We start from the raw sequence: 14054 nt of genomic DNA on the forward strand, positions 1-14054 counted from the left end.
AATTTTAATTTACAGGCGCAAAACTTTGCGATTTATCAATTTAGCCCTATATAATGGCCTCAGATTGACGAGGAAGTATTTTATGACCGAACATCAAAATGTAGATCACGCAGAAATAGCAAAATTTGAAGCCATCGCTGAGCGTTGGTGGGACCTAGACGGAGAATTCAAACCTCTTCACGAAATTAACCCGTTACGACTAGACTTTATAGCAAACAAAACGCAAGGCTTATTCGATAAAGAAACACTCGACGTTGGCTGTGGTGGCGGTATTTTAAGCCAAAGCATGGCACGCATGGGCGCAAAAGTAACCGGTATCGACATGGGTCAAGAGCCGTTAACTGTTGCTAAATTGCATAGTTTAGAGACAGGCGTAAATGTAGATTACATAAAAATACCGGCAGAAGAGTTTGCTTCGCAAAACCCAGAGCGCTTTGATGTAATAACCTGTATGGAAATGCTTGAGCACGTACCCGACCCAGCTTCTATCATTCATGCTGTAGCCGCACTTGCCAAACCAGGCGCGGATGTGTTTTTTTCAACCCTTAACAAAACACCTAAAGCATATTTATACGCCATTGTTGGCGCTGAAAAACTTTTAAAAATGGTACCTGAAGGTACACACGACCATAAAAAGTTTATAAAACCTGCACAGCTTATTGCATGGGCAGAGCAAGCCGGTTTAAAAGTCCGTGCAAGTACAGGGCTTTCTTATAACCCACTATCAAAGCAATATACGCTCAATAGTGACGTTAGCGTAAATTACATACTTTATTTTGAGAAGTTAGCTTAATGGCTAACTCTCAAGCCCCTCATCCCCTTATAGAGTACGATGCATTTTTATTTGATTTAGACGGCACCCTACTCGACACCGCTGATGATTTAGGTGCCGCTTTAAACGCAGTCCTTATTAGCAATGAAATAGAACCTGTTAGTAGTGATATATACCGTCCCGCGGCATCTAACGGCGCAGGCGCATTATTAGAGGCTGGTTTTAAAGAATTATGGGACAAACAACACCAAAGCGAGCTTATAAAGCAATTAGTTAACGAGTACGCTGCAAACATAGCAAAGCACACGCATTGCTTCAGCGGTGTTGAATCGTTACTTATCACCCTTGATCAGAAAAAGATCAAATGGGGGATCATGACTAATAAGCCTGGCTTTTTAACCGATCCTTTAGTGGCAGCTATTCCTGCATTGAAAAATGCCAGTGTAGTAATAAGTGGCGACACCTTAACTGAAGCTAAGCCATCACCTTTACCACTGCTACACTGTGCAAAGCTCATGCAAGTAGAACCAAAGCGCTGTTTATACATTGGTGATGCGCAGCGAGACATACAAGCAGGCAAAGCGGCAGGTATGCATACCGCAACGGCTCTTTGGGGTTACATCCCAAGTAGAGATGAAGCGATAGCTTGGGAAGCCAATTTTAACTGGCTAAGTCCAATTGACGGTTTTAACCATATATAGTGTCATGTTAATTATTAAACACTATATATTGTGATTGTGTTAGTTTTCACACAAAGCTTGCTGATAAAAAAAGCAGTCAAAATTTATTTTTAAAATGCGTAAATTTAGCAGATCATTAGTTGATTTTTGCATATTTCAACTTAAATGATTGTTCGAAGGTGAGTGTCTACTAACACAAATGCGTTATCCCAAAGTTATCCACAAATAGGGGCAATTATGTCCCTTGCAAAACAACTCAGACCACACTATCTTGTGATCTCTAAATTGAACAACACCAGATATTGTGGCCAAATGTTATTCAATTAAATTCGCCAATACGGTGAAACCTATAATAAATGAGTATGTACCTTGCTTCGGCGAGGTATAAAGCATTGGTCAAAATACATAATTCCCAAGGAATACAGGCAAATGAACCAACAGTTATCTGTAAGCAAACGTGACGGGCGCAAAGAGCCACTTGATCTGGATAAGATCCATCGCGTTATTGAATGGGCCGCCGAAGGTTTAAACAACGTTTCGGTTTCGCAAGTTGAATTAAAATCGCACATTCAGTTTTACGACGGTATTCGTACCAAAGACATCCACGAAACCATCATTAAAGCAGCAGCGGATCAGATTTCAAAAGAATCGCCTGATTATCAATACTTAGCTGCACGTTTAGCTGTATTCCATTTACGTAAAAAAGCGTATGGTCAATTTGAACCACCACGTTTATTTGACCACGTAACAAAAATGGTTGGCGATAAACGCTACGATGCTCACTTATTAGTAGATTACACAGAGCAAGAATTAGACGAGCTTGATGCATACCTTGATCATTCTCGCGATCTTAACTTTAGCTACGCAGCTGTAAAACAGCTTGAAGGCAAGTATCTCGTTCAAAACCGTGTATCGGGTGAAATATACGAAAGTGCACAGTTTTTATATATTTTAGTAGCAGCAAGCTTATTTTCAGACTACCCACGTGAAACACGTACTGATTACATCAAACGTTTTTACGACGCGGTATCATTATTTAAAATATCTCTACCAACGCCAATTATGTCAGGTGTACGTACGCCTACTCGCCAGTTTAGCTCGTGTGTATTAATTGAATGTGGCGACAGCCTTGATTCAATTAACGCTACATCGTCTGCAATCGTTAAATACGTATCACAACGCGCAGGTATTGGTATTAACGCTGGTCGAATTCGTGCTTTAGGTAGCCATATTCGTAACGGCGAAGCGTACCATACAGGTTGTATTCCTTTTTATAAGCACTTTCAAACAGCCGTTAAAAGTTGTTCGCAAGGTGGTGTACGCGGCGGCGCTGCAACTTTGTTCTACCCGCTTTGGCATCTAGAAGTAGAGAACCTACTTGTACTTAAAAATAACCGTGGTGTAGACGACAACCGCGTTCGTCACCTTGATTACGGCGTACAGTTTAATAAACTAATGTATTCTCGTTTAATTAAAGATGACTACATTACATTATTTAGCCCATCAGATGTGCCTGGCCTTTACGATGCATTTTTTGAAGACCAAGCTGAGTTTGACGCACTTTACGTAAAATACGAACAAGACGAGTCTATTCGTAAAAAACGTATTAAAGCCATTGAGCTTTTCTCTATGTTTGCGCAAGAACGTGCAAGTACAGGTCGTATTTATTTACAAAATGTTGATCACTGTAATACACACAGCCCATTCATTTCTAAAGTTGCGCCAATTCGCCAATCTAACTTATGTTTAGAAATTGCATTGCCAACTAAGCCACTTAACAACGTAAATGACGAAGAAGGCGAAATTGCCCTTTGTACACTGTCTGCGTTTAACTTAGGTGCAATAGAGTCACTTGATGAGCTTGAAGAGCTAGCTGAACTTGCAGTACGCGCACTTGATAACTTACTTGATTTCCAAGACTACCCTGTACCGGCGGCTAAAAATGCAACTATGGGTCGTCGAACGTTAGGTATAGGCGTAATTAACTACGCTTACTACCTAGCTAAAAACGGTAAGCGTTATTCAGATGGTAGCGCAAATGCATTAACACATAAAACCTTTGAAGCTATTCAATATTACTTAATGAAGGCATCAAACGAGCTTGCTAAAGAGCGTGGCGCATGTCCTAAGTTTAACGAAACAACGTACTCTCAAGGCATTATGCCAACAGATACGTACAAACGTGATTTAGATAAAATTTGTGATGAGCCACTTCATCTTGACTGGGATACACTACGTGCAAATATTAAAGAGCACGGTATGCGTAACTCAACACTAAGTGCATTAATGCCATCAGAAACATCGTCGCAAATCTCTAATGCAACTAACGGTATCGAGCCACCACGTGGACATATTAGCGTTAAAGCAAGTAAAGACGGTATTTTAAAACAAGTTGTTCCTGAGTATGAGCGTTTAAAAGATCAGTACGAGTTACTATGGGACATTCCATCAAACGATGGTTACTTGCAGCTTGTTGGCATAATGCAAAAATTTGTTGACCAAACAATTTCTGCAAATACAAATTATGATCCAAACAAGTTCGAAGGCGGTAAAGTACCTATGCAAGTCTTATTAAAAGACTTACTAAGCGCGTACAAACTAGGTGTTAAAACCTTGTATTACCACAATACTCGCGATGGCGCCTCAGATTCACAAGAAGATGCTCCAGAAGTGGAAGATGACGATTGTGAAGGCGGCGCGTGTAAAATATAACTGCTGATTTTTATTTTAAGCGGGCATTTAGCCCGCTTTTTCTGATAGTTTTTTGAGTGATAAACATGTCTTATACTACTTTTAGCCGAAACCATAATAACCAAATGCAAGAGCCAATGTTTTTTGGCCAAACTGTAAACGTATCTCGTTACGACCAACAAAAATACCCAATTTTTGAAAAGTTAATTGAAAAGCAACTGTCTTTCTTTTGGCGTCCTGAGGAAGTAGATGTAAGTAAAGACCGTTTAGACTTTCAAGCATTACCAGATCACGAAAAGCATATATTTTTAAGCAACTTAAAATACCAAACACTGCTTGATAGTGTACAAGGTCGTTCGCCAAACGTGGCTCTACTTCCAATCGTATCGCTACCAGAGCTTGAAACATGGATAGAAACATGGGCGTTCAGTGAAACAATTCACAGCCGCTCATACACACATATTATCCGTAACGTAACACAAGCACCTGAGCTTATTTTTGATGACATTGTTAGCAACGATAAAATTAGCGAACGTGCTGATGCCGTAACTAAATACTACGATGACTTAATTAACTCTGTTTCGCTTTACAACTTATACGGTGAAGGCAAACACGAGATTAACGGTAAAACAGTTATCATTAATTTATTTGAGCTTAAAAAGAAGCTTTACCTTGCAATGATGTCTGTAAATATTCTTGAAGCAATTCGCTTTTACGTAAGCTTTGCATGTTCGTTTGCGTTTGCTGAGCGCGAGCTAATGGAAGGTAACGCTAAAATCATCAAGCTAATTGCACGCGATGAAGCACTTCACCTTTCGGGTACTCAGCATATTTTAAACATTATGCAAGACGGTAAAGATGACCCAGAAATGGCGATTGTTGCAGCCCAATGCCGCGACGAAGCGATTAAAATGTTTGTTGATGCTGCAGAGCAAGAAAAAGAGTGGGCTGAGTATTTATTTAAAGATGGTTCAATGATTGGCTTAAATAAACATATTTTATGTCAGTACGTTGAATACATTACTAATGCACGTATGACTGCCATTGGCTTGCCAGCACAATTTGAAAATAACAGTAACCCTATCCCATGGATAAACTCGTGGTTAGTGTCTGATAACGTGCAAGTAGCGCCTCAAGAAGCAGAAATTAGCTCATACCTTGTTGGTCAAATAGACTCTCAAGTTGATGCATCAGAATTTGGTGATTTTGATTTATAATGAGTGACAAGTCTACTGCAAGCATAACGCTTGCAGAAAACAGCCAGTGTATAGAATTTACCGCTGGCTGCCCTTCTCTTCTACAGTGCTTAGAATCCATGAAAATAGACGTTGCATTCCAATGCCGCGAAGGTTACTGCGGCGCCTGTAGAGCAACGTTAGTGTCAGGTAGTGTTGAATATAACGAAGAGCCACTTGCGTTTGTGCGCGAAGGCGAAATACTCCTGTGCTGCTGTAAACCCAATGGCAATGTAAGTATTAATTTAAAGTAGTCTAAACGCTAAATACAGTTTATAAACGCCAATCTAATTGTTTAATACCCGATAACTAGCTCTTTAGCTTATTTACGTATCACTGAACGAGCTTTACACGCATTGAAACTGATGCGCTACGCCCTAAATTATCAACCACTCTTACGTCAAATTCGCCTACTTGCGGGTGCCAGAAAAAAGGCGTATCTCGCTCTACTTTACCAACAAAGCTGTTATCTACAAACCAATATAAAATACGTGAGTCTGTATCTGTGATTGCGCTAAAAGGCAGGCCTTCTTGCTTCAATTTACTGGCTCTTATCGTGTAGCTAATTAAATTACTCGGGGATGTAATACTCGGTGCTGAGCCTCGTGTACTCGTGTCATTAATTAAGCATGAATCTAAATAAGGTGGAGGCTGGCGTTTAACAATGCCTGCTTGTTTAAATAATCTGACTAAGTCAGATGGCCAAAATTCATAAACTGCCTTTGTAGTTGTAGATTCAACATACTGACAAGCACGTAATCCCGATACTTTATCAATATAAATTTCACGATGTACATCGGACACTTTAATTGGCGACTTACCTGGAATAAAAAGCCCTTTTTCTGTTTTAGGGCAATGCACATCAGGTAAATCACCTGTTGTTGAACAAATATCTACTTCTGTAATATTTAAACCACCTGGTTTTATATTGCCTTTGATTAAGCCGTAACTATCTAATGAACGTATTATTTCAAAAAATAAAGGCGCGGCTGCTTGTCGCCCAATATAAGATGGGTGCCCTTCTCCTGAGAAATTACCGACCCATGTAGCTAAAACATACGGACCAACAATACCTACTGACCATGCATCGCGAAAAGCAAATGAAGTACCTGTTTTCCAATATACAGGATATGATTGTCTTCTTTCTTTTTGAAATGAAATTTCATCAACTGCACTATTTTTACTTAGCATTTGTAAAGTCAGGTAGGCTGCCTCTGGGCTGATGAGTTGCTTGATATGATTGTTTTGATTATTTGGGTTGTTTTGGTTAATAACAGTGGCGTCTTTTTTTAATATAACTTCATCCTTATACACCCCTAAATTAGCTAACATAGCGTATAACTTAACGAGCTCTAGCATCGTTACTTCACTGCCGCCCAGCGCAAGCGCTAAACCATAAAACTCTTTGGGCTGAAGCTTTTTAACATCGGCTGCAACGAGTAAATCGTATAGCCCAACTTTTTGTAAGCGATACATCAAATTAACAGCAGGCACATTACGGCTCAGCACTAGCGATTCAGTAGCCGATATAGGCCCTAAAAACTGCTGATCGTAATTCTCTGGTGTATATCCTCCAAAGCGTTTGGGGGCATCTTTTACAAGCGTTAATGGATGAATTAACCCTTCGTCTATAGCAAGCGCATAAATAAATGGTTTAAGGGTTGAACCTGGTGAACGTTTAGCTCTTACACCATTTACTTGACCGCTAATGTCATTATTAAAAAAATCCACAGAGCCTAATTCAGCAACTACTTCCATAGTTTTATAATTTAGTAAAATAGCAGACGTATTACTGAGCCCGTCTCTATGCCTGCGATTAATGTAATTTCTTGCATGGCGCTGAAGTAAGTTTTGTAAATTAAGGCCTATCGACGTTTTATATTCTCCAGGCTTTAGGTGCGGGTACTCGCTTTGTAAATTGTCAATAAAATGTGGAGCTTCAAAAGGCAAGTCTGAAGAGGCATATACCTTTATCGGTAATTGCATAGCTGCTAGCCAATGTTTATCGTCTGGGTGGGTTTCAAGCCAACGAGTAAACAGTTTTTTTCTTGTTTCTAGCAATACCAGTTTAGCCGATTTTTTAATGGGATTTCGTTTGGTTGGGTTTTGCGGGATTAAGCTAAGTAATAATGACTCAGGTAAATTAAGATCAATAGCTGGTTTCTTAAAATAAATTAAACTGGCTGCACCAACACCTTCAATATTTGATCCATAAGGCGCTAAGTTAAAATACGCCTCGAGTATTTGGTTTTTACTGTAGTGTCTCTCAATTTGTAACGCTCGAAGTATTTGTTCTACTTTTCCAAAAATAACATGCGTGTTCATCCCAAAGTGCAACCGGGCTACTTGCATTGTTATTGTTGACGCACCGACTCGGTGACTTCTTTTAATATAGCTAGTATAAAACGCATTTATTAAAGCAATAAAATCGATACCAATATGCTCATAAAAGTCTTGGTCTTCATACAATAAAGTAGCTTGTTGAACGCTCAAAGGGATTTTATCTATTGGCGTCCATAATCTATATCTATCGTCTGCGGCTAAATTTAAACGAAGTAATTTATCACTGCTATCGTAAAAAGCCGTTGAGTAAGCATTGGGCTGGGTAATATCAGGCTTTGGAGTAAACAAATACAACAGCACTGCAAGCAGTGCTGTTGTAAAAAAAGCCGTTTTCATTATAAAACTAAACTTTTTATTTAGCGGCGGTAACATCAAAACGACCCGATTTTGAGTGCGCTTTAATACTTAAATCATACATAGATTCAGCATAAGCCGATGGCACTACAAAGCTGCCAGATGTAGTAGCCTTAATCTTGTAAGTAAGCTCAGTCATGCTATCGCCAAAGCTGCCATACAATATAACGCGATCCTCTCGTATATCTTTATAATCAGAGGTCCAGCGATTATAACTATTGCGAACGCTGTCTCTGAGTACTTCAAACCCACCAGGTAGTAAATCAATAACAGCAACATCCGAAATATTTTTACCCGTTGTACTACGCACTCGTAATACAACGTTTAGTTCTTGACCTTGAACAGCGGTGGTTATCACATTACCTTTATCGTCTTGGTATTCTCTGACAACTTCTAAACCATTACTTAATGACTTTTGTGGCACGTTTGTATCAAAACCAGCTTGGCTCATCATGTAAAATGAGCGAGGTGGCGCTAATACATCAAGCGTTTTAACGTCATTTAAAAACGAGGCTTTAGGATAAGGTGTATAGGTTATGTCTAATGCCTCTTTTTCTGCCATTGTCGTTGTTGCCATTATTTTTACATCTTCAGGCTGGGCTTGTGATAACGCAACTTTTGAGTATGCCGTCATAGCAAGTACAGACCAAGCAGACGACAACGTGTTGTAGTCTCCTTTAAAAATAGGGTCAACGACATTAAACAAATCATCTTTAGTTAACTGCTTTAAGCGAGCAGGAAAATGTTTTGATAACAAATAAATATACTGTCCGTCGTGAGCTAAACGTGAGTCGTAAGCGCCCCAATTATCGTGCTGGGTATCTTGCCCAATTTTATAGCTATTGATCAGTGCTTGCGCTTTATCGCTTGCACGTAATAGCTGATAAGTTGCGCCCATAAACGCGGACGTTATATCTTGTTGCCATACTTTGCTATTACTCGCATTTACACTTTTTTCTAAATCAGATAAGTAATTAGTTGTTACCTCACCTTGTCGTGTTAGCAAATAAATAGCATAAGCTCGGTTTCTGTCATTCGTCTCTAAAGATCGGCTCGCTATACTGCGCACACCTTCAAAACCACTGTTCCACATATCATAAGGTATTGCTACGCCCGCTTCTTTTGCATCTAATAAAAAATGCATAACATAAAGAGAAGAATAAATAGATGCACTAGAATTACCCGGCCATAACATAAATCTGCCATCAGGTAACTGACGTTGACGAAGGGTATCTATTAAGTTGTTTATACGCTCATGTTTATAAGATACATTGCCCATATAACTTGGGTGTTCTAAATAACTCAGCACCGGAAACACACTACTCACTACTTGCTCGGTACACATATGAGGAAAGTTATCTAAATAACTAATAAGACCATCAACAAGCGCTAACGGGCTTTGTGAAGCGGTAATATTATTTTGTGATAAGTTAGGATATAGCTGTCTCGAAACCACTATTTCTTTTTTACCTGATTCACTAAAGCCACTTTCAAAGCTACTAACAAATGCAACCGCAGGGCGCACACTTAACGTTGCTGTGCGTTGGCTAACATTGTCACCCGATAACGCAGTAAATGTAATTGATGCAGCGCCAAGCTTATCAAGCACTTTCACTCTAAACGTTAATGTGTCTTCTGATTTTTCATCAATATTTAGCGTTAATTTTTTATCGCTTATTATTTCAATGTTGCTTGAAGTAAGCGCTTCTACCGTAATTGGCAGTTGTTTACCTGAATCCTCAACGCCATTAGCAATACCAAGTACAATATTAAACTCATCGCCTGGTGCTGCTGTCGTTAATACATTAGGAGTTAATACAAAGGGCCCTTTCACAAGTGTTGTACTTTCTTTAACACCAACACCCTCGTCATTTACGGCAATAGCAATTACACGTACCTGACCTGCAAAAGTATCTGGGATAGTAAACGTATGTTTTTTCGTTTTAGCATCAGCCGATAAAATACCAGACCAAAATGCGACTGGTTTTTGTACCTTACGAGAAAACGGGTTAAGTTGCTTGCTCTTGCGGTTCATTGCCATTGATTCTGCATAACCACCACCCGCAGCTGCAAGCTCTTGCACTAGTTTAAATTCAGGTAAAATAAGATCAACAATTTGCATGGTACTGACTTCTAAAGCACGCTTTTGTAAGAAGTGATTTAACGGCTTTGGCGTCCGATAATTCGCCACTTGTAAAATACCTTCATCTACAGCAAATAACAGAACACGTGAAGGTGATTTGGCACTATATGAAATGACTAAATCGTCACCTGGTTTTACTTTATCAGGTATGTTTACGTCAAAATCTATTGCGCGTTTACTACGACCAATCGCAAATGGTTTAACTGCGTAGCTTAATGGGCTTGTAAATATTTCTTTCGATTCAAGGCTTCGAACAAATGAAACATTAACATACGCATTGCCTTCTATCCCTTGAGGTAACGTTATGGTTTGTATGCTACTTGTTGTTTTACTCTCAAACCATTTAAAAGCGTGTACTTTATTAGTTTCAATTGTAATTAAACCCGAGCCAACATAAGGCGCTACAATACTTATTTCAATTGTTTCGCCCGGTTTGTAATCCGGTTTATTTAATTGAACTTGCAGTTCAGCATTCTTTTCAAGCTTACCCGCTAAGTTACCCGTGCCGGTTATCGTAAATGATACCCTACTAACGGTATTCCCTTTGCCATCAACGAGTTCTATTAAGTAATCACCTGGTTCAGCAGTGGGTAATTCGTAGTTTGCGCCATCTTGTTTAATGTAAAACGGATTGCTTGATACCTGTTTGTTTTTTCTAACCGATTGGTACTTATAAGTGCCGTTATTTTGTTGCACCAACGTAGATACATATTGTTGTTCTATTAAATTTAGCGATAAATCATCACGAGCTACTTGCTCAATTTCTGAATTAATATTAATAAATTTTACAACACGTTTTGACTCTTTTGATATGTAGCTTAAATCGCCATCGGCTTTATAACCAACTAACTGCTCAACGGGTGAAACAAGCACCGAGCTGCTTGCACGAACACTTTTACCACCGCCTTCTTCATACCCTTGTACTGCAAAATTTAACTGATAAGTACCTGCCTCATAGCGAGTTAAGTCAATATCAAATTCTGCCTTGCCTTGTTCATCAGTTTTGGTTTCGGTTAATGATTCATAACTGTGTCTAATATTTTTTCCTTCACTGTGGGGATCAGAAAACACATAATCTTTGTATTCATTAAAGTAAAAACCAGCTGGAGATAAATGTAAATCAGCAGTAACACGTCTATTTTGAGCAGGTGTACCAAATAAGTTTTGAAGGCTCACCAATGCTTTAAATTTTGAGCTGTTTACCCACCCCTTTGCAGATGATTGAGAAAATTGACTACTAATTTTCAATCTATCGGGTACAAACTCTTCAACTTTAAACTGAGTACTGCCTAATTGGTCGCGGCTATTATTATTTTTAATAAGTTGAACCGATACATAATACGTTCCGGTATTGGCGCTATTTTGTGTTTTAAAGTCAAAATCAAGCAATCCATACTTATCTAAGCTCACTCGTTTATTATAAACAGTTGTCCCTTTAGGATCGGTAATTATAAGTTCAAGCGGTATATCGCCCAGTTTTGCAAAGTTTTGTTGCTTCACAATCGTGGCAAGTTTAACACTATCGCCTGGTCGATAAATTCCACGGTCAGAAAAAACAAACGCATCTATTTTATTACTACCACTGAGCCCAGAACTTACACCGCCGGTATCAAACCGAGAGTAGTTAACCATTCGAGCATAGCGATTATAAGGAATAAAAGACATGTCACTTTTAGTTTCGACTACAAAAGCAACGGGAGTTTGATCATCAGTAAACCACGTTGTGTTGTCGAAAAATGCGTGCCCGTCAGAATCTGTTTTAGCATTTAAAATAACTAATCCGTTTTTACCCAATAACGACACCTTCGCTTTTGCTACCGGTTTTCCTGTTTCAATAGATTGGACAAATATATCGCGAGATCCATCTGCATTATTTTTTACCAAAATACCTAAATCAGTAATAAGGATAAGTCGTTTTTCTTGGGGTCCATATACGTAATTATCTTCTGTATTTAACGCTTGAGCATTTATAAAAAATAAGCCTAAACCAACTGACTCATTATACTTACTACTCAAATCAATAGATGAATAGACAGCTTTTTTAGGGTGCTCCGATTTTAAATTAACTTGTCTGGTAAAAATTGAACTTATGTTTTCTTCTGTAAAGTAATAATTATTAAATTCTGGATTAGAAATATCACCACTGGTTTGACTTATAAGGTGGTTAATTTGATTGGCTTCTACCCTACCTACTTTAACTTGAAGTGCGTTTACACCGCGGGTCAAAAATGACAATTTATGATCGCCATTTTTTGATAATATAGACCCTTTAGACATAATATTTACTTGTGTCGGATAAGCCGGCGTATCTAAAATAGTGTCGTATTTATTCACCATCCTAAACTCACCCGTCGACTTCAATCCCTTATCAATCGCGATATAAACTTGCTGGTTTTGAGGGGCGTCAAACGTAAAACTGTGTAACTTAGCGGTATCTTGCGCGGTAGGAATCGCATTTAACTTAACTTTTTGAGATTGCTTAAGCACTGCATCAGTAACCTCTCGTGGACTACCGAAGTACTTATAATTACCTTTTGAATCTTTAGTCGGTAATACGTAAGCAACTGTTTTACTAACCACATCTTGCGATGAAATATCATCTGTGAAGTCTAAAACAAGTGTTTGTTCGGGCTCCCCTTGCGTATTTTTTACCATCAACACATTGGCAGTATTTACTCTAAAAAAGCTATTTACACTTGGGATCAACACGGCGTCTTTAATCTCTACTGTTGTTTGAGAAGGACCCATAACCGGCTTTACACCGCTATTAAGAACAAAATACAGATAGCTTTCGGTATCTTGAATACGTATTTGCTCTGAAGTAACGTAAATCTCTCGTTGATGCTTGTCGTAAGTAACATCAAATTTGTATTGTGCTAGTTCGTTTTTGCCATCTTGCTCAAGCGATTGAGTCAGCTTTAAATTATTTTTTATGGTGCTTATATCTGTTGGGTGAGTCGCTTTTAATGTTGCAATCACCTTGTGACTTTTTTTAACGTTAGGATCTTGATAAAAAGCGAGTGAGCTAAGCGTTAGTTCAAAATCGGGAGTTTTAAATACATGCTCATTATCGCTTAGATGTATATCACTTTTAAAAATAGATGAATCAAAACGTACCTTATATTCTTGCCCTGCTGACCAATCTTGTTTTGGGATAAATTTAAGCTGGCTTTCACTATTCCAAGACCACTGTCCAATTAGCTCAGGCGTGACTTTTATACCTGTGGGAATCACTTTGCCAACAAGCGCAAGCTTGGCCACAGAGTAAGACACTGCATCCGTGTTTTCTACATCATCTAAAACGGGAGTAAAATCAATATAAAGCGGTTCAGGGTTTAAAACATCAGATAAAGTGGTAACAGCAGGTGTAGAGTGAGTTGCTTTGTAACTAATTGGCTGTGGTAAGGAAAGAAAAAAACAATAGCCTGCTATAATTAATATCAACATTAGCACGGCGCTAAAAAATGCTGTTTTGCGCTCTTTAGCAAACCTAAGCACATTATTTATAGCAGTAATTAACCATTTCGGTTTATGCCAAATAATGACACCAAATACATTTAAAATAACAAAAAATGTGGTCAGTAAAACCCACACACTGCCAACTGTTTTTTCGGTTACATTCACGTTGCCAAGTAAGCTTGCAACCAAACTAAACAAACCCGTTCCTATGGCTGAAAAAGCAATACTCATAAATAAACTAGCTATTTTGGGAGCGAGTTTACTTTGTTTAAGATTAACCTCTTTTGGGTTAGCCTCTTTTGAATCGGTTTTTGTATTCACGTTCAAAATCCTTTTTATTTATACTGCAATATCAATAAATGAGAGAACTCATACTT

General features: G+C 38.6%; 7 protein-coding genes. 5 read left to right on the top strand and 2 right to left on the bottom strand.

What is annotated here, in order from left to right:
* The first annotated feature begins 82 nt into the window (after positions 1-82).
* From ubiG to yfaE, 5 genes are all read left to right on the top strand, one after another.
* Positions 83-793 (top strand): bifunctional 2-polyprenyl-6-hydroxyphenol methylase/3-demethylubiquinol 3-O-methyltransferase UbiG, encoded by a 711-nt coding sequence (gene ubiG / locus L656_RS0118205; protein WP_024600254.1) that lies wholly within the window; start codon positions 83-85, stop codon positions 791-793.
* Positions 793-1473, top strand: a complete 681-nt coding sequence (locus tag L656_RS0118210) for an HAD family hydrolase (protein ID WP_024600255.1) — start codon at positions 793-795, stop codon at positions 1471-1473. The genes ubiG and L656_RS0118210 overlap by 1 nt, the downstream gene beginning before the upstream one ends.
* 408 nt (positions 1474-1881) lie before the next feature.
* Positions 1882-4164: a class 1a ribonucleoside-diphosphate reductase subunit alpha gene (gene nrdA / locus L656_RS0118215; RefSeq protein WP_024600256.1), complete on the top strand. Its 2283-nt coding sequence runs from the start codon at positions 1882-1884 to the stop codon at positions 4162-4164.
* A 65-nt stretch (positions 4165-4229) separates the two neighbouring features.
* A complete protein-coding gene (gene nrdB, locus L656_RS0118220; RefSeq protein WP_002961159.1) occupies positions 4230-5360 on the top strand; it encodes a class Ia ribonucleoside-diphosphate reductase subunit beta in 1131 nt (376 codons plus the stop codon).
* Complete coding sequence (gene yfaE / locus L656_RS0118225) at positions 5360-5632, top strand: class I ribonucleotide reductase maintenance protein YfaE (protein WP_007583035.1); 273 nt, start codon at positions 5360-5362, stop codon at positions 5630-5632. Before nrdB ends, yfaE begins: the two co-directional genes overlap by 1 nt.
* 79 nt (positions 5633-5711) lie before the next feature.
* Here yfaE and pbpC read toward each other — a convergent pair whose 3' ends face one another.
* Together pbpC and L656_RS0118235 are read right to left on the bottom strand one after the other, a co-directional pair.
* Positions 5712-8057 carry a penicillin-binding protein 1C gene (pbpC, locus tag L656_RS0118230; RefSeq protein ID WP_076915781.1) on the bottom strand — a complete coding sequence of 782 codons (2346 nt, stop codon included), beginning with the start codon at positions 8055-8057 and terminating at the stop codon, positions 5712-5714.
* A 16-nt stretch (positions 8058-8073) separates the two neighbouring features.
* Positions 8074-13998 carry an alpha-2-macroglobulin family protein gene (locus L656_RS0118235; RefSeq protein ID WP_024600258.1) on the bottom strand — a complete coding sequence of 1975 codons (5925 nt, stop codon included), beginning with the start codon at positions 13996-13998 and terminating at the stop codon, positions 8074-8076.
* Positions 13999-14054 lie beyond the last annotated feature (56 nt).

Source organism: Pseudoalteromonas sp. TAE56 (assembly GCF_000497955.1).
GTDB lineage: Bacteria > Pseudomonadota > Gammaproteobacteria > Enterobacterales > Alteromonadaceae > Pseudoalteromonas.

Coding starts and splice junctions, on each gene's coding strand:
- yfaE (WP_007583035.1), top strand. CDS start 5,360: ATGAGTGACAAGTCTACTGCAAGCATAACGCTTGCAGAAAACAGCCAG.
- L656_RS0118210 (WP_024600255.1), top strand. CDS start 793: ATGGCTAACTCTCAAGCCCCTCATCCCCTTATAGAGTACGATGCATTT.
- nrdB (WP_002961159.1), top strand. CDS start 4,230: ATGTCTTATACTACTTTTAGCCGAAACCATAATAACCAAATGCAAGAG.
- ubiG (WP_024600254.1), top strand. CDS start 83: ATGACCGAACATCAAAATGTAGATCACGCAGAAATAGCAAAATTTGAA.
- pbpC (WP_076915781.1), bottom strand. CDS start 8,057: ATGAAAACGGCTTTTTTTACAACAGCACTGCTTGCAGTGCTGTTGTAT.
- nrdA (WP_024600256.1), top strand. CDS start 1,882: ATGAACCAACAGTTATCTGTAAGCAAACGTGACGGGCGCAAAGAGCCA.